This window comes from Arthrobacter sp. USHLN218 (assembly GCF_037144715.1).
GTDB lineage: Bacteria > Actinomycetota > Actinomycetes > Actinomycetales > Micrococcaceae > Crystallibacter.
Window position 1 is genome coordinate 1 of sequence record NZ_JBBCYT010000015.1, and the last position, 16,808, is coordinate 16,808.

Consider the following 16,808-nt stretch of genomic DNA (forward strand, 5'->3'; position numbering starts at 1 on the left):
CTCCGGCACCCAGCTGAAGAACCCGGACTTCGCCCTGATGGCGCAGGCCTTCGGCGGCTTCGGCGTCCGCGTCGAGCAGGATGCCGACGTCCCCGCCGCCGTCCAGGCCGCACTGAACGCCATCGACGAAGACAAGACCTTCGCCCTGATCCACCTGATCGTGGACCAGCGCGTCAAGGCCTACTAGGGCTGGGCCGGTAGCCTCTCAACTGGGTCTACCCGGATGTGTTGTCCGGCCGGCCGCTACAGTCATGTCCTTCGACGGCTGCCATCTCGGAATGCAGAGGGCAGCCAAAACGGATTCGAGGCGTTAGCGGGCACACCCTTTCGAATGGGATCTGCTGGAAACACTAAGCAGTTCATTTCGTTTTGAACACCGATAACCATGAATATGTCGAAGGTGCCGTGGGGGCCACTGAAGAGGAACCGCTGGTGAAGGTCAGCTAACGGCAGTTCGTGTCCTGTAGAGCAGGACGTCAGATTGGGAAATGGGAATCTTTCCTGACAGGATTCCGGCCACTCATCTGACCTCAGGATGAGGTTTGCCGTAGCCGGACACGTACTTGCTCTACAACCCAGCGAGCAGCCGGTCATTGATCCCTCCGGGTATGCGGCGTATTGAGATGCGCTACAAGAGGTCGAACGGGGCCGGTTCCAGCGGCTCAAGATTGGGCTGCGTCGGTGCACAGTTTCGTCACAGGTTCGGGACAGGAACGGACAATGTGCGCGGGGCAGAATTAGGGTTAACCCAGCGCCCGGCATCTGCCGCCCGATGCTTCCGTCGTGCAGCGAGAGTGTGCGGTCCGCGGGAATGCCGTCCGCCCAGGCCCCGATCCAGAGGATTTCTAGATGCCCGATTCCCCGCGCCAGTCCACGACCCGCGACCTGCCGCGCCTTGCGCACCCTGATGGCAGTCCGATCCGGGCGCTGGTGGTCGACGACGAGGCGAGCCTGGCGGAGCTGGTGAGCATGGGGCTGGGCATGATCGGCTGGGACGTCGTCACGGTGGGAGACGGGCAGGCGGCGGTCGGAGCCGCCCGCGACTTCCGCCCGGACGTGCTGGTCCTCGATGTGATGATGCCCGGCCTCGACGGGCTGGAGGCGCTCGAAAAGATCCGGGCGTTCGCCCCCGAGGTGCCGGCGCTGTTCCTCACTGCGAAGGACGCGGTGCAGGACCGGATCGAGGGTCTCGCGGCGGGCGGGGACGACTACGTGACCAAGCCGTTCAGCATGGAGGAGCTCGTGCTGCGGCTGCATCGGCTGGTCCAGCGCTCCGGCGTGGCCGCCTCCGACTCGGCGGATCTGGTGGTGGGCGATCTGGTGCTGAACCTGGACACCCGCGAGGTCACCCGCGGCGGCGAGGACATTTCGCTGACCTCGACCCAGTGGGAGCTGCTCCGCTACCTGATGGAGAACCCCAAGCACGTGCTGAGCAAGGCCCAGATCCTCGACAACGTCTGGAAATACGACTTCGGCGGCCAGGCGAACGTCGTCGAACTCTACATCTCCTACCTGCGCAAGAAGATCGACGCCGGCCGCGCGCCCATGATCCACACGGTCCGCGGCGTCGGCTATGTCCTGAAACCCGCCGCGTCGTGAGCGCGCGTACCGCCGCCCGGCCGCCGGGGCAGCCGCGCGTGCGCAACCGGCACCTGCGGACCCGGCTGATCCTCGCCACGCTGGCCCTGCTGACGGCCATCTGCGTGGCGATCGGCGTCTTCAGCCACCTGGCGATGAGCAGCTATCTGACGGGGGAGATCGACGGCGGCCTGACGCACGCCGCGGGGCGGGCCGGCTTCCCGGGCGGGCCGCGGCCGGGAGAGATCAAGCCGCCCGCCGGGGGAGTGAACCCGGAAAACGCCGCCGGGCAGCGGCCGGGCACCCTCAACGTGTTGTTCCGGGACGGACAAGTGCAGAACTCCGCCCTGGTACAGGACGACGGCAGCACCGAGCCGCTGTCCACGGATGACCTGGCGCTGCTCGCCGGCGTCGATCCGGCCAGCGGGCCGACCGACCTGGTCCTGTCCAGCGGACGCTACCGCGTGGTGGCGGCGGACCTGCCCGCCCAGGCCGGTTCGGAAGGCACCGTGCTGGTCACCGGCCTGTCGACGGCGGAGCGGGACAGCGCCCTGGCCTCGCTCGACATCACGATGGCCGGCCTGTCGCTGGCCGGCCTGCTGGCCACCGGGCTCGTCGGCACCATCATCATCCGCCGCTCGCTGCGCCCGCTGGAGGAGCTCGCCGCGGTCGCCAATGCCGTCTCGCAGCTGCCGCTGGAGTCGGGCGAGGTGGAGGTTCCCGTGCGGGTTCCGCCGGCCGTTTCGCACCCGGGATCCGAGGTGGGGACGGTCGGCCTGGCGCTGAACAAGATGATCGACCATGTCACGAACGCCCTGCTGGCCAGGCACGCGAGCGAGACGAAGGTGCGGCAGTTCGTCGCCGACGCCAGCCACGAACTGCGCACCCCGCTGACCGCCATCCGCGGCTACACCGAGCTGGTCCTTGACCGGGCGCAGGTCGACCCGACCGAGCGGGCCGCGCTGGAGCGCGTCGACAGCGAGTCCAAGCGCATGTCCGCGCTGGTGGAGGACCTCCTGCTGCTCGCGCGCCTGGACGAGGGACAGCGCGGGGAGCCGACCGACGTGGATCTGACCGAGCTGATCATCGAGGCCACCAGCGACGCCCAAGTCTCGGCACCGGACTACGAATGGAAGCTGGAGCTGCCGGAGGACCCCGTCGTCGTTCCCGGCGTGGAGGACGAGCTGCGGCAGGTCCTGATCAACCTGCTCTCCAACGCGCACAAGCACACACCGCCGGGGACCCGGGTGGTGACCGCGCTGCAGGTCGCCGATGGCAGGGCCCGGATGACGGTGACCGACAACGGCCCCGGCATCGATCCGGCTTTCCTCGACACCATCTTCTCCCGGTTCAGCCGGGCGGATACGGCCCGCACCGGCCCTGCCGGAAGCACCGCAGGAACAGGCAAGACCGGCAGCTCGGGGCTGGGACTGGCCATCGTCCAGGCCCTGCTCGAGGCGAACGGCGGGACCGTCAGCGTGGACAGCGAGCCCGGCTGCACCCGCTTCACGGTGGTGCTGCCGGTAGCCGTCCCGGACGAGCAGACCGTTTCACAGGAGCGGCATAAGAACGGTCAATTCCGGGCATAGGGTGCCTCCGTAAAACGGAGGTATGACATCCAAAAGCACCCGCCCGATGGGGCGCCTCCGCAAATCCGTCCTCGCCTCCGCCCTGGCCGTGACCCTCGCCACCGGCGGCACCGCCGTCTGGGCCGTCGACCGGTTCGTGGTCGAGAAGGTCGAAATCTCGAACGTCTCCGAGTACGAGGCGAGCCAGACGGCGGCGACCTCCGCCGGGTCGGCCTCCGGGGATACTCCCACCGACGATTCCGGCACCACCGACACAGATACGGCCAGCTCGACCGACATCGCCGCCACCACGGAAGACACACTCACCGACACCTCCTACCGGTCCGGCGGCGACAGCATCGACATCTCCACCGTGGTGACCGGCTCCGGAGCTGAGACGGTCACCTACTACGTTGCCGACGTCGTACTCTCCGACGCCACGACCCTGCGCTCCGCCTTCGCCCAGGACAGTTTCGGCGAAAACATCACCGAGACCACGTCCGGCATCGCCGAGGACAACAACGCCCTGTTCGCCATCAACGGCGACTACTACGGCTTCCGCAGCACCGGCATCGTGATCCGCAACGGCGTGGTCTACCGGGACGAGGGCGCTCGCGAGGGCCTCGCCTTCTACCAGGACGGCACCGTCAAGGTGTACGACGAGACCGCCACCACCGCCCAGCAGCTGGTGGACGACGGCGTCTGGAACACCCTCTCCTTCGGCCCCGCGCTGCTGGAGGACGGCCAGATCGTCGACGGCATCGAGGACGTCGAGGTGGACACCAACTTCGGCAATCACTCCATCCAGGGCGAACAGCCGCGCACCGCCGTCGGCGTGCTCGACGATAACCACCTGGTGTTCGTCGTCGTCGACGGCCGCGCCGAGGGCTACAGCGACGGCGCCACCATGACCGAGCTGGCCAGCATCATGCAGGACCTGGGCGCCGAGACCGCGTACAACATCGACGGCGGCGGCTCCTCCACCATGTACTTCAACGGCGCGCTGGTGAACAACCCGCTGGGCAAGGGCGAGGAACGCGGCACCTCCGACATCCTCTACATCGGGCAGTAGCCATGATCATCCTGATTCCCGCCTTTGAGCCGGACCTGAAGCTCATCACCCTCATCGCGGGCCTGCGCGCCGCGGACCGGCGGCTCGCCGTCCTGGTGGTCGACGACGGCAGCGGCCCGGACTTCGCCCCGGTGTTCGACGCCGCGCGCTCGGCCGGGGCCACCGTCATCGGCTACCCTCACAACCGGGGCAAGGGCCAGGCCCTGAAGACCGGCTTCGACTACGCGGCGCGGCACCATCCGGGCCGGGGCGTGGTCTGCGCGGACAGCGACGGCCAGCACGCCATTTCGGACATCCTTCGGGTCGCGGACCGGGTCCGGGGCGCCAATAACGACGGCGGGGTCCCCGGCCGGGTGCCGGACGGTTCCGTCATGGTGCTGGGGGAGCGGCGGTTCGACGGCGCCGTTCCCGCCCGCAGCCGGATCGGCAACTCGGTGACGCGGGCGCTGTTCCGGCTGGCCTCCGGCACTGCGCTGCACGACACCCAGACCGGGCTGCGCGGCTATCCGGCGGCGATGCTGCCGTGGCTGCAGAGCGTGCCCGGGGACCGCTACGAGTACGAGCTCAACCTGCTGCTCCGCGCCGGGCCGGCCGGGCACCGGATCGAGAGCATCGAGATCGCCACAATCTACCTGGCCGGGAACGAGTCCTCGCACTTCCGGCCGCTGGCCGACTCGGCCCGAATCTACCTGCCGCTGCTGAAGTTCGCGCTGTCCGGTTTCGCCGCCTTCGGGATCGACCTGGCCGCGTTCATCGTCCTCGCCCACGTCCTGGACTCGCTGCTGGCGGCCGTGGTCGGCGCGCGCATCATCAGCTCGACGGTCAACTTCCTCATCAACCGCAACCTGGTCTTCCCTGGCGGCCGGCAGACGCGGCTCGTTGCCGCTGGTGTCAGGTACTTCGGCCTCGTCGCCGCGCTGATGGGCTGCAATTACGCGCTGATCTTCCTGCTGACCCACGCCGGGCTGCCCGCGGTCCCCGCGAAGCTGCTGACCGAGGCGCTGCTCTTCGGCGTGAGCTTCGCCCTGCAGCGGCGGTTCCTGTCCGGCAAAGCCCGGCTGGCAGAAGCTCATAAGCCCGGTACGGGATCGACACAGGAACGGCATAGCAACGTGGCGGATCGTAGGAAACGAACCACAAGGCACCACCTGGAGAACATCGCATGAACATCCTCATCCTGATCGCAGCCGACCTGGCAGCGATCACCCTGCTCACCTTCGCCCTCTACCTGCGCCGGCACCGCCGCCGCGACCTCGCCGTCTCCTACCTCGGCATGAACGTCGGCGTCCTCGCCGTCGCCACGGCGCTCTCCGGATCGACTGCCGCCGTCGGACTTGGCCTGGGCCTGTTCGGGGTGCTGTCCATCATCCGGCTCCGCTCCACGGAGCTGGCCCAGCACGAGGTGGCCTACTACTTCTCCGCCCTGGCCCTCGGCCTGATCGCCGGCGTCGGCAGCGACCCGCTCTGGCTCCCGCTGCTGCTCATGGGTCTGATCCTCTCGGTCATGTTCGTCGGCGACCACTCCCGGGTGCTGCCCGGCTACCGGCACCAGATCGTGGTGCTGGACCAGGCCATCGGCGACGAAGCCCTCCTGCGGGAACGGCTCGCCCTGGTGCTCGGCGCCCGGATCCATTCCGCCACCGTCTCCGAGCTGGACCTGGTGAACGACAAGACCATCGTCGAGGTCCGCTACGAGGCCGCCCGGCAGCCCGGGCAGACCCGGTTCGCCGAGCACTCGCCGTTCGAGGCGCCCCAGCCGCTCCACCTGACCGATCCGGCCACGGCGAGGGCCTCGTGAACCCCGCGGCCACCGTGGCGGAGGACCTGTACGGCCGGCCCGCCATCGGACTCGAAGAACTCAATGCCGCCGCCGCCCTACAGACCAGGGTCGACCGGAAATACGTGATCGGCGAAGACGAGGCGGCGCTGGTCCTCGGCAGCTTCCACACCGAGGTCCGCGTGCTCGAGATGCACGGCAAGCGGTCCTTCGCCTACGACTCGGTCTACTTCGACACCCCGGACCTGGAGAGCTACCTGCTCGCGGCCCACGGGCGCCGCCGTCGCTACAAGATCCGGACCCGGACGTACGTGGACAGCCACCTCAGCTTCCTGGAAGTCAAGACCGAGGGGGCCCGCGCCGCCACCGTCAAGGAACGCATTCCCTACGGGCTCGGGGACAGCCACACCATCACCCCGGAAGGCTGGGCCTACATCAACGAAACCCTGCAGGAGACGGTCGGGAACCCGCCGTCGGACGCGCTCTCCCCGGTCCTCGAGACGGCCTACCACCGCTTCACCCTCTACCTGCCGACCTCCAGCAGCCGGGCAACCATCGACGTCGGCGTTACCTGGCGCCACCCCGGCGGGCCGGCCAAGGTCCTGCACCGGGCGGTCATCCTCGAGACGAAATCCGGCTCCGCGGCGAGCGGCCTGGACCGCCACCTGTGGGCCCACGGCATCCGCCCCAGCCGGATCTCCAAGTTCGCCACCGGCATGGCCGCCCTGAACCCCGAGCTGCCGGCCAACCGCTGGCACCGCACCCTCGCCAACAGCCTCACCCTGCGGCCCCTGGCCCGCGCCAGCTGACCCGCCCGGCTGATCCACCCTCAGACACCCACCTCTGGCGGCCGCCTCGCCGCCCAGCCAAGACCTGCAAAGGAACTCCCATGCCCAACTTTGCCTCTTTCCGCCGGCCCAACCCCACCACTTCCACTCCGTCCAACCCCGCCTCTGCCAGCCGGCCCGGCTCCGCCTCGTCGGGCCGCCGGACCACCGGCCGCGCCGCCGCGCTAAAGACCTCGGTAGCGGCCCTGGCGCTCGCCCTCTCGCTGGCCGGCTGCAGCGCCGCCGCGTCCACCACGACGACGTCGAGCAGCAACACCGCCCCGTCCGCCGCGGCCGCCGGGACCACGCAGGATTCCGGCACCACCGCCAGCGCGGACGCCATCACCGAGGACACGCACTACGACGCCGACGACCTCACCTGGGACGCCGCCGACGAAGTGCCCGTCACGCTCGCCGACGCGGCCAGCAGCGCCGACGGCGACGGCGTCACGGTCGACGGCGACACCGTCACCATCAGCGCGGCCGGCACCTACCGGCTCTCCGGCAGCCTGTCCGACGGCCAGGTCGTCATCGCCGCGGGGGAGGAGGACGTGGTCCGGGTCATCCTCGACGGCGTCGAGCTCACCAGCAGCTCCGGCTCTCCGTTCGTGGTCAACTCCGCCAACGAAGCCCTGGTCTTCCTCGAGGACGGCAGCACCAACAGCCTCACCGACGCCGCGACTTACTCCGACACGGGAACGGACGCCCCCAATGGCTCCCTATACTCGATGGCGGACCTGACCATTGCGGGTACCGGCTCGCTCACGGTCAACGGCAACGCGGCCGACGGCATCGTCTCCAAGGACGGCCTGGTCCTGGCCGACGGCGACGTCACGGTGAAGGCCGCCGACGACGGCATCGTGGGCAAGGACTACTTGGTCCTGCTCGGCGGCAGCTACAACGTCACCGCCGCCGGCGACGGCGTCAAGGCCACCAACGAGGAGGACGAAGGCCGCGGCTGGCTCACGGTCTACGGCGGCGAACTCACGGCGTCCTCCGGCGACGACGGCCTCAAGGCGGCCAACCTGCTCACCGTCAACGCCGGAACCGTGAACATCACCGAGTCGGTGGAGGGAATCGAAGCGCAGGACATCGTCATCAACGGCGGCACGGTGGACGTCACCTCCAGCGACGACGGCGTGAACGCGGCGGGCGGGTCCACGGCCACCACCGAGACGCAGGGCGGAGCGGGCGGCCCCGGCGGCGGGGGCGGCGGTTCGATGGAAGTCGGCGACTACTCGATCACCGTGACCGGCGGAGACCTCACCATCAACGCCGAAGGCGACGGGCTGGACTCCAACGGACACGCGAGCATCACCGGCGGCAACGTAGTGGTCAACGGGCCCACCAGCGACGGCAACGGCGCGCTGGACGTGAACGGCGAACTGACCGTTGACGGCGGAACGCTCGCCGCCGCCGGCAGCGCAGGCATGGCGGGCACGCCGTCGGACTCTTCGAAACAGTCGGGCGTCCAGGTGACCTTCGGATCCGCCGTTTCCGCGGGCACCCTCATCCAGGTAGCCGACGCCGACGGCAACATCGTCGCCTCCTTCACCCCCGCCAAGGACACCGCCTCGCTCGTCTACTCCAGCGCGGACATCGCGGCCGGGGATACCTACACCGTCTACACCGGCGGCACCGAAGGAAGCACCGACGCCGCCGAAAACGCCGGCGCCGTCGTCGCCGGCGAGTACACCCAGGAGCACTTCGGCGGCCCCGGCTTCTAGCCCACCACCCCCGCAACGCAGAGGCCGGCGCCGTCATCTAAGGACGGCGGCGGCCTTCCGTTTAGGTATGGGAGGATGAAGCCCTGCCCGCTCTCATCGCTCCAGCCCAGTCCATGCGCTGCGGCCCTCACAGTTATTAGGCAGGGTAGTGGGTTTCGTTTAGGACGGTGAACCTGCTGTCGAAGGGCAGGTGCATGGGGGCCAGGGTGGGGCCGTCCCAGCAGAACATGCGCCCGATGGACCGCTCGTTGGCGAGGTCGATAACCACGAATGACTCGACAGGCATGACCGTTTCGCTCCAGTAGAGGAGGACGACGCCGTCGGCGAGTTCGAATACCCGGATGGGGTCGACGTCGCCGAGGCCCCGTTCCGCGCCCTGGACGCAGTGCCAGACGAACGTGCCGGAGTTGAGGTAGATGTGCTCGTAACGCTCGGAGGGGCTGTAGCGGTAGAAGATGCGCTTGCCGGTGAGCTCGTTGCTTTCCGCGCGCGGTTCGATCTCGCCTGTGCCGGCCACGCGGCCGGAGAGAAAGTCGGTGTTCATGCGCACGTCTCCGTTGCGGTTCACGAAGAAGGAGTCCGCGACCGTGACCCGGCCGTCGGCGCGGTTGAAGATCATGGTGACGTCGCGGGTGCCGGTGCCTTCGCCCTTGAGGAAGTCGACGTAGAAAATCTCGTCGCGGACTTCGACCGCCCTGTAAGGGTGCGTGTCGGACATGCCGGCGTCTGCACCGCTCGTGATCGTCCAGGTGACTTCGCCGCGGTCGAAGGAGTGGTTGATGGTCCATCCGTTGTCGAAGGCGAGGTCGAGCGAGCTGCCCTCGAGCTTGTCGCTCGCCGGGAGGGTCGGGTCGCCGAAGCCTTCGAGCATCGCCGTTACGGCGGGCCATTCGTCCTGCGGGACGTAGCCTTGGGGTTCGGCGTGTGCGGTTGCGGTGTTGTTGCTCGACATAGCGTGTATGTCTCCGTTCTTTGTCGTGGAAGGGTTTTGCTGGGATCTGGGGGTGGAGCCGGCGACTCCTGTCACTGCTCTAGACGTCTGAGGAGTCGTAGTCGATGGCCGGCTTGCGGGCGGCGACGGTCAGTCCGGCGGCGAACACGGCCGGGATTAGGAGCAGCAGCCACTTGGCTACTCCGCCGGCGCCGCCGAGGAGGGCGTCATAGTTTGTGATCGTGAGGTACCCGATCAGGAGGAACGCGACGCAGGACAGGACCGGGGCGATCGTGGTCACCCAGAGGTTGTCGCCGGTCTTCTGCCGTGCGAAGTACACGATGATTGCCACCGAGGTGAGGACCAGGATAGTGATGAATCCGGCGGTTCCCAGGGCAACGAGCCAGGCGAAGACCGTGGCGATAGGGTCGGCACCGAACACCAGGAATGCGGTGATCACCAGGATGACGCCCAGACCGTTGACGAGCGCAGCGGTCGCCGGTGCCCCACGGCGGCTTGTAGCGGCCAGCCCGGACGGCAGGGTTCCGGCGCGGGCGAGAGCGAACAGGTAGCGGGCGAACATGTTCGACAGGCCCAGCAGCATCGCGATGAAGCTGGTGACCACCAGGATCTGCATGGTGGTGCTGAGCCATGGGCCCGCGCTGCTGGTGGCGAGTCCGAAGACGAGTCCGGCCGGGTCGTTCGCCGCTTCGGTCTGGATTCGGTCGGTGCCGGTGGCCCCGCTGATCGCCCAGGTGGAGATGGCGTAGAAGATGCCCACGAAGGCGATGACCAGGTAGAGCGCGCGGGGGATCGTGCGGCGGGGGTTGACGGCCTCTTCCGAGAAGACCACAGTCGCTTCGAAGCTCGTAAAGCAGGTGAAGGCAAACAGCAGCGAGATTCCCAGGCCCGGGCCGAAGACGTTCCCGGCGGTGAACCCGTCGAAGGTGAAGATGCCCCACCCCTGCTGCATGATCAGGGCAACGACCAGCGCACCGATGACCAGGGTTTCTCCGACGATCAGGACTCCCAGGACCTTGAGGCTGGCGTCGACGCCCCTCATGGTGAGGAGCGTGGTGAGGACGAGCGCCACCGCGATCCAGACGTAGACGGGGACCTCGGGCCCTCCAAGCCCGACCACCAGCTGCTGGGCGAAAACACCGAACTGGGACCAAAGGCCGGACTGCAGAGCCAGGTAGGTGAGGACCGCCACGCCTGCGGCGCCCGTCGCCCATCTGGTCCCGAGCCCCTTTGCGATATAGGCGACGAAGCCGGCGGCGCTGGTGATCTCCCGGCTCATCCGCAGGTATCCGACGGAGAAGAGTGCGATGAGTAGGGCCGCGATGCCGTAGATCGCGGGCGTTCCCGGGCCGCTGGCTGCGAAGAGCACGGGGCTCGCGCCGACCACGGCAGCAATGGGAGCCGCTGCCGCGATCACGAAGAACGCCACGGCGAGCACGCCGAGACGGTTGGCCCGCAGTCCCGAGGGCGCCGATCCTTGGCTCTCGGCGCGTGCCGGTGACTGCGGGGGTGACTGCTTCATGGGCGTGACCTTTCGGTACTGCATCGCCTTGCGGGCGACGCCCTTGCGGAGTGGTGGATTTCCGGGAGGTTCATGAGGCCAGGTCCGTCGACCCTCTCAGTGATCCGGAGCGTGCGGTGGATCACCTGTGAAACTGTACGTCTGTATAGTTTCAAGGTCAAGAGGCAATATCCAGCGCACAATGTGAGCCCACGGTCTCCGCCGAGGCCTCTAGACTCGTCCCATGAGCAACGGAACCGACCGCCCGTCCTACGGCGAGGGACGCGACGCCCTGATGTCCGCAGTAATGCGGATCGTCGCCAACAAGGGGCTGCGGGGTGTTACCTACCGGGCCGTTGCCTCTGAGGCCGGGGTCAACCACAACCTCATCGCCCACCACTTCGGCTCCCTCGAGGCCCTGTTGACCGCCACGATGGAGAGGGCAGTCGAGCGGGCCATCTCGAACACCGAGCTGGCGCTCTTCGCGGACCTTGACGAACGTTATGCGGACACCCTGATCGCGTCTGTCTCGTCCGAGCCGGAAGTGCACCTTTTCCAGTTCGAAATGCTCCTGGAAGCCCGGCGCCACCCGGAGCTGCGCGAATCCTCCCGTCGGCTGTACGACAACTATGTGGCCTCCGTGCAGGACGGGCTGCGCCGCCGAGGCCTGGAAGCCGATGACGAACTATGCAGTGCCGTCTTCGCAGCCCTAGACGGACTCATGCTCCAATTCCTTACCATCGGCGATCCGGAGAAGATCAAGGCCGCCGTTCTGCAGGTGGGAAATCTTGTCTCTTCCACCCTGAAAAAAACGCAGGACCCCAAGAACCATCACGTGCCCGCGGGCGCCTGAGAAGCTCTTAGGCGGCAGAACGCTCACCGCCGACGGCAGCGCAGGCATGCCGGAACGCCGTCGGATCCTCGGAACAGGTGGGTGTCCATGTGAGCTTCGGATCCGCCGTACCTGTGGATACCCTCATCCAGGTCGCTATGCCGACGTCAGCACGGTCGTCGCCGGCGAGTACACCCAGGAGCACTTCGGCGGCCCCGGCTTCTAGTCCACCGCCCTCGCACCGCAGAGGCCGCCGCCGTCCCTTAGAGACGGCGGCGGCCGTTGCGCTCAGTGGACGGGATGCGGCTCGCCGTCGTTCCCGGAATGTGAACGCGCGGCGCACGGCGTCGATGTCTAGGCTGGTGCGGTGCGTACCTTCGGGGCCGAAGCGGAACTCCTGCTGGTCGATGAGGAGACCCGGGCCGTGCCAAGGCTCGGCCCTCGTCCTGGCGCCGCAGATAGGTTCAGTCGTTCGGTCGGAGTATGTCGTTCCAAACGTGCACCGCATCGTTAAGGAAGAGATCCGTGCCCACAACGAACCAGTCCGCGCCCGCCTCTACTGCCCGCTCGACGTGGCGGCGCTGGACACCGCCGTCAAGCCCGATCCGACGTTCCGAGGAAGCGTTCCTCAGCGCCGAAACCTTGTTGAGGACGGCGTCGTTGAAAGCACTGCCCGCGGTACCGGGCGTGATGGACATGCACAGCACCGCCATGTCCGCAGGAACGACCGCTGCCGGGGTGTCCGGCGAGATTGCCAGACCAGGGATGCAGCCGCGTGCGCTGATCCGATCGACAGCCTGGGCCCATCGCGGGCTTTCAGCGTGCACGACGATGAGGTCGCAGAACTCGCTCCAGGCATCTATGTCTGACGTGGGGTCTTCAGCCATGATGTGTGCTTCCGCCGCTAGCCCGGTGGCTTGGGTGAGTGCCAACGCCTGTGAGGCGGTGAAGCCGCCAGGTTTGGCAAAGCGCCCGTCGGTCATGTCCCAATGGAGTCTGCGAAGCCCGGCGGCCTGCAATCGTTGGATCGCTTCGAGCTGCTGACCGGCAGCTACTGACCACAGGGAACCGGCGACCTCAGGCATCGCTTTCTCCCAAGACCTCCAAGGCGAGGGCGTGGTCGGTCACCAGTTCGGTGATCAGGCCGCCGCGGACGACCGCCCGGATTGCTTCTGCCTTCGCGGCGCCTCCGGCAACGGCGACGACGCGCGGCACGTTGCGCAGCTGGTCGTAGGAGATGTTGATGGATCGTTCCTGCAACGCGGCATAGGCGGGGGAGCCGTCTTCTTTGATGAGGATGCCGGCGATGTCCGCAACGCAGCCGCTGGTGACCGCTTTTTCCAAATCATCCGGGAGGAGCACATCACGGATCTGGGTATCAGGCGGGTTCCATGCGCCGACGGAGAGGAGCGCGGTGGTGATGGAGGGGAAGAGCTTCATGGCGCTGCGGATGTCGTGGTGGTTCCGCAGTCCGTCAGCCGTTTCGCGGTCTTGGACAAATAGCGGGGCGAAGATCGGGTAAACCTCCCCGCCCGACTGTCGGGACGCCTGGCGGGCAACCTCGATGGGCGATGAGCCGATGTCTCCGGCGATAAAGCCGGTGAGTTGGACGATGGACAGACGGGGCAGGTGATCCAGCCGTCCCGTTGTTGCCGTGAGTGTGCGTCCCCAGGCCACGCCGAGCACTTCGTCGGCTTTGAGGGTGGCGCTGAGGAGGCTAGCTGCCGCCGCGCCGATCTGCTGCCGGACGGAGTCCTCATCGCCATTGGTGCGAACGACGTGGCAGTCAACCAAACCAAGTTCGTCCTTGAGCCGTTCCCCAAGGGTCGGGTCCGGGAGCCCCCAATCGTTGATCTGGAAAGTGACGATGCCTTCCTCTCTTGCGCGAGTGAGGAGGCGGGAGACCTTGAACCGGGAGATGCCGAACGTTTCGGCTATCTCTACGCGAGAACGGTCTTCGATGTAATAGGCGCGAGCGACGGCCGCAACAAGTCCCCGCTCACTATGGAGACTTCGGTTCTCGGCGCTCATTTGAGCGCCAAGGTCGCGATCTTGTGACATCCGTGCTCCTTATGTGTTACCTTCATCACCATTCCCCTATGCTCAAACGTACACCGCATCCGCACATTTGAGCCAACGGGGAGCGGTTCGGTTTCATCACATCGAAGGAGTTGCGTGAGCGTCGACGACGAAATTCTGGCGGTGGCCCGCGAGCGGCTGAACGCCGAGGCCCGCGCCGTGCTGGCGCTCGCCGGCACGATCGACGGTAGCTTCATCAAGGCGGCGTCCATGATCCTCGCGTGCAGGGGCAAGCTTTTCATCGGAGGCTCGGGCACCTCCGGCACGGTCGCCCGGCGGATGGCCCACATCCTGTCGGTGACCGGCACTCCGTCCATTGCGTTTTCGCCGATGGATAGCCTGCACGGTTCGTCGGGCGCGATCACGGAGGCCGACCTGGTCTTCCTGATCTCCAATGGAGGAGCCTCGGATGAAGTGATCCAGGCGGCCCGGATCTCGCGCCAGCGCGGCGCCCGGGTCATTGCCTTGACGCGCAGCCATGAAACGCCGCTGGCGGGCATCGCAGACCACAGCGTCGTTGTGGCAGTCGACAGCCGCGCCGATCTGGGCGGCATCATTGCCACCGGAATCACGATCGCCCAGTCTGCGTGGGGGGATGCGCTCGCGGAGGTGCTCATGCGCGGCCGCGGCTACACATGGCGCGAATTCATGAGCACTCATCCCGCCGGCGCAGTGGGACAGCTTGAGGATCTTCCCCAGGATCCCGCACCGCTGCTCATCCCCGGCGGGTCCGTTGACAACGGGGCGGGCCGATGACCGACGTCGTGATCGGGGTCGATAGTTCGACGCAGTCGTGCACGGTGGAACTGCGTGACGTTGCGACGGGTGCGCTGGTATCCACCGGCCGCTCGCCGCACCCGGTCACCCATCCGCCGGTAAGCGAACAGCATCCGGATGCCTGGTGGTCCGCGCTGGTGGCGGCTGTCCGGGAGGCCAAGGCGGGCCTCAGCGTCCGTGTCGTTGGAATCAGCGTCGGCGCACAATGCCATGGCTTGGTTGCGATGGAAGCGGACGGCGCTGTGATCCGGCCTGCGAAGCTGTGGAATGACACCACGTCCGCGGAGGTCTCGGCTGACCTGATCGAACGGTACGGCACCTCATGGTGGACCCAGGAAGTCGGAGTCGTTCCGTCGGCAGCCGTGACCATTTCCAAACTGGGCTGGTTGAGGGACAACGAGCCGGAGGCCTTCGCGCGTGGCCGCCATCTGGCTGTCCCGCATGACTGGCTGACCTACCGGCTCACCGGGCAGCATGTCACCGACCGTTCGGACGCATCCGGTACGGGGTACTTCTCGGCCCACACGATGACCTGGCGTACCGACATTCTGAATAAGGCCATCGCCGAGCGCGATTGGGCGCCGCTGCTGCCCCGGGTTCTCGGGCCCGACGAGCCGGCGGGACTGGTCACCGCGCGGGCCGCGGCTGAGCTGGGCATCGATGAGGGCGCGGTAGTGGGCGCCGGCGGCGGTGACCAGCACTTGGCCGCGCAAGGCATCGGTCTGCAGGAAGGCGACGTCGCCTACAGCCTCGGCACCTCCGGCGTCGTGTTCGCGACCTCTCCCACGTCGGTGCACGACCCCACCGGAGCCATCGACGGCGTCGCCAACGTCACCGGCGGCTACCTGCCTCTGGTTTGCACACTCAATTCGACCAAGGTCACCGATACGATGGCGCGCTGGCTGGCTGTTGACCATGCAGAGCTGAGCCGGCTTGCCCTCTCGGCTCCGCTCGATGCCGACCGCCCCGTCCTCGCCGCCTACCTGGATGGGGAGCGCTCGCCGCGACTGCCATGGGCCCATGGGATGCTCTCCGGTCTCACGACCGCGACGACGAGGGAACAGCTCGCCTTGGCGGCGTTCGAGGGCGTCGCCTTGGGGCTGGTGCGCGGCGAACGGTTACTCGGCGCGCACGGGATCACGGCAGCGGGTCGCACCATCCTGATCGGAGGTGGCGCACGCTCGCAGGCGTACCGGCAAATCATTGCGGACTTCACCGGCCGGTCCGCCCTCACCGTCGACGCTCCCGAGGGCACCGCCCGCGGTGCCGCCATCCAGGCCGCCGCCGTCGTACGGGGCGAATCCGTCGCCGATGTTAGCCGTGAATGGGCGCCCGCAGTCACCTCAACGACTGCGCCCGCCGGTGACCGCAACAACATTTGGCAGCGCTATATGCATCTGGCAGACCTTCAGGCTGCAGGCGAAAGCTACTAGGAGGCACATACATGCTTTACCTCGACAGCGCAGACCGCGACCAGCTCGCCCCGCTCCTGGCCACCGGCCTGTTCGAGGGGGTCACTACGAACCCTCTCATCCTGCAGCGCGCGGGCCTTGGCCCGGCCGACCTGCCCGACCTCGTTCAGTGGTCGCGCGGCCAGGGGTGCCGCCGCTTCTTCGCGCAGGCCACGGGTGCCAGCCTGGCGGAGATCCGCGCATCGGCCGCCGCCGTCGCTGCGCTCGGTGACGACGTCGTCGTCAAGCTCGTCTGCACCCTGGAAGGGCTCACGGTCGCGAAGGAGCTCACCGCCGCGGGACGCAAGGTGCTCATCACCGCCGTCTACCACCCCGCGCAGATGCTGCCCGCGGTCGCCGCCGGAGCACACTTCATCGCCCCGTACATCGGACGAGCTACCGACGCGGGCCGTGACGGTCTGGCCCTGGTCCGCGCCATGGCGCAGGTCGCTGACGGCACTCCGCGGATCCTGGCGGCGAGCCTGCGATCAGTCGACCAGCTTGCCGAGGCCGCTGCAGCCGGCGCGCACGATGCGACCTTGTCCACCGAGATCGCGAATGCGCTGCTCGACGACGGCCTGACGCGATCGGCGGCCGCCGAGTTTGAAGCCGCTACCGCAACAACAGCCAGTGCCGTCTAGGCACCATCCGGCAGAAACAGACAGAA

16 protein-coding genes are annotated in these 16,808 nt (G+C 67.5%); 12 read left to right on the top strand and 4 right to left on the bottom strand.

The genetic code is table 11. From position 1 onward, the window contains the following. The 8 genes from WFH44_RS21055 to WFH44_RS21090 all read left to right on the top strand — a co-directional run. Window positions 1-187, top strand: a 187-nt coding sequence (locus WFH44_RS21055; RefSeq protein ID WP_336716555.1) for a thiamine pyrophosphate-dependent enzyme, incomplete at its 5' end; no start/stop codon positions are given. 662 nt (window positions 188-849) lie between these two features. Continuing rightward, window positions 850-1,599 (top strand): response regulator transcription factor, encoded by a 750-nt coding sequence (locus WFH44_RS21060; protein WP_336716556.1) that lies wholly within the window; start codon window positions 850-852, stop codon window positions 1,597-1,599. Beyond that, entirely contained in the window at window positions 1,596-3,167 is a 1,572-nt protein-coding gene (locus WFH44_RS21065; protein WP_336716558.1) for a sensor histidine kinase, read from the top strand. Before WFH44_RS21060 ends, WFH44_RS21065 begins: the two co-directional genes overlap by 4 nt. A gap of 22 nt (window positions 3,168-3,189) precedes the next feature. Beyond that, the gene (locus WFH44_RS21070) at window positions 3,190-4,218 is read left to right on the top strand and encodes a phosphodiester glycosidase family protein (RefSeq protein ID WP_336716559.1); all 1,029 of its coding nucleotides are present in this window, start codon (window positions 3,190-3,192) and stop codon (window positions 4,216-4,218) included. Between the two features lie 2 nt (window positions 4,219-4,220). Further along, on the top strand, window positions 4,221-5,384 hold the full coding sequence (locus WFH44_RS21075) for a bifunctional glycosyltransferase family 2/GtrA family protein (RefSeq protein WP_336716561.1): 1,164 nt from the start codon (window positions 4,221-4,223) through the stop codon (window positions 5,382-5,384). Then, window positions 5,381-6,016, top strand: a complete 636-nt coding sequence (locus WFH44_RS21080) for a DUF4956 domain-containing protein (protein ID WP_336716564.1) — start codon at window positions 5,381-5,383, stop codon at window positions 6,014-6,016. Before WFH44_RS21075 ends, WFH44_RS21080 begins: the two co-directional genes overlap by 4 nt. Continuing rightward, window positions 6,013-6,804, top strand: a complete 792-nt coding sequence (locus WFH44_RS21085; RefSeq protein WP_336716566.1) for a polyphosphate polymerase domain-containing protein — start codon at window positions 6,013-6,015, stop codon at window positions 6,802-6,804. Before WFH44_RS21080 ends, WFH44_RS21085 begins: the two co-directional genes overlap by 4 nt. 80 nt (window positions 6,805-6,884) lie before the next feature. Further along, window positions 6,885-8,549 (top strand): carbohydrate-binding domain-containing protein, encoded by a 1,665-nt coding sequence (locus WFH44_RS21090; protein WP_336716568.1) that lies wholly within the window; start codon window positions 6,885-6,887, stop codon window positions 8,547-8,549. 136 nt (window positions 8,550-8,685) lie between these two features. Here WFH44_RS21090 and WFH44_RS21095 read toward each other — a convergent pair whose 3' ends face one another. Together WFH44_RS21095 and WFH44_RS21100 are read right to left on the bottom strand one after the other, a co-directional pair. Next, window positions 8,686-9,501, bottom strand: a complete 816-nt coding sequence (locus WFH44_RS21095) for a MoaF C-terminal domain-containing protein (RefSeq protein WP_336716570.1) — start codon at window positions 9,499-9,501, stop codon at window positions 8,686-8,688. Between the two features lie 79 nt (window positions 9,502-9,580). Continuing rightward, the gene (locus WFH44_RS21100; RefSeq protein WP_336716571.1) at window positions 9,581-11,023 is read right to left on the bottom strand and encodes an APC family permease; all 1,443 of its coding nucleotides are present in this window, start codon (window positions 11,021-11,023) and stop codon (window positions 9,581-9,583) included. Between the two features lie 223 nt (window positions 11,024-11,246). Here WFH44_RS21100 and WFH44_RS21105 point away from each other — a divergent pair, with 223 nt between their 5' ends. After that, the gene (locus WFH44_RS21105) at window positions 11,247-11,855 is read left to right on the top strand and encodes a TetR/AcrR family transcriptional regulator (RefSeq protein ID WP_336716573.1); all 609 of its coding nucleotides are present in this window, start codon (window positions 11,247-11,249) and stop codon (window positions 11,853-11,855) included. A gap of 443 nt (window positions 11,856-12,298) precedes the next feature. Here the strand turns inward: WFH44_RS21105 and WFH44_RS21110 are convergent, their stop codons facing one another. Both WFH44_RS21110 and WFH44_RS21115 read right to left on the bottom strand, forming a co-directional pair. Next, complete coding sequence (locus WFH44_RS21110; RefSeq protein WP_336716575.1) at window positions 12,299-12,919, bottom strand: hypothetical protein; 621 nt, start codon at window positions 12,917-12,919, stop codon at window positions 12,299-12,301. Next, the gene (locus tag WFH44_RS21115) at window positions 12,912-13,895 is read right to left on the bottom strand and encodes a sugar-binding transcriptional regulator (protein ID WP_336716577.1); all 984 of its coding nucleotides are present in this window, start codon (window positions 13,893-13,895) and stop codon (window positions 12,912-12,914) included. The genes WFH44_RS21110 and WFH44_RS21115 overlap by 8 nt, the downstream gene beginning before the upstream one ends. Window positions 13,896-14,009: 114 nt before the next feature. On the opposite strand from WFH44_RS21115, the gene WFH44_RS21120 reads away from it, so the two are divergent. The 3 genes from WFH44_RS21120 to WFH44_RS21130 are packed head-to-tail and all read left to right on the top strand — an operon-like array spanning window position 14,010 to window position 16,782. Beyond that, a complete protein-coding gene (locus WFH44_RS21120; protein WP_336716578.1) occupies window positions 14,010-14,669 on the top strand; it encodes an SIS domain-containing protein in 660 nt (219 codons plus the stop codon). Continuing rightward, window positions 14,666-16,123: a xylulokinase gene (gene xylB / locus WFH44_RS21125; protein ID WP_336716579.1), complete on the top strand. Its 1,458-nt coding sequence runs from the start codon at window positions 14,666-14,668 to the stop codon at window positions 16,121-16,123. The genes WFH44_RS21120 and xylB overlap by 4 nt, the downstream gene beginning before the upstream one ends. Before the next feature lie 11 nt (window positions 16,124-16,134). Further along, window positions 16,135-16,782 carry a transaldolase family protein gene (locus tag WFH44_RS21130; RefSeq protein WP_336716580.1) on the top strand — a complete coding sequence of 216 codons (648 nt, stop codon included), beginning with the start codon at window positions 16,135-16,137 and terminating at the stop codon, window positions 16,780-16,782. The last annotated feature ends 26 nt before the right edge of the window (window positions 16,783-16,808 follow it).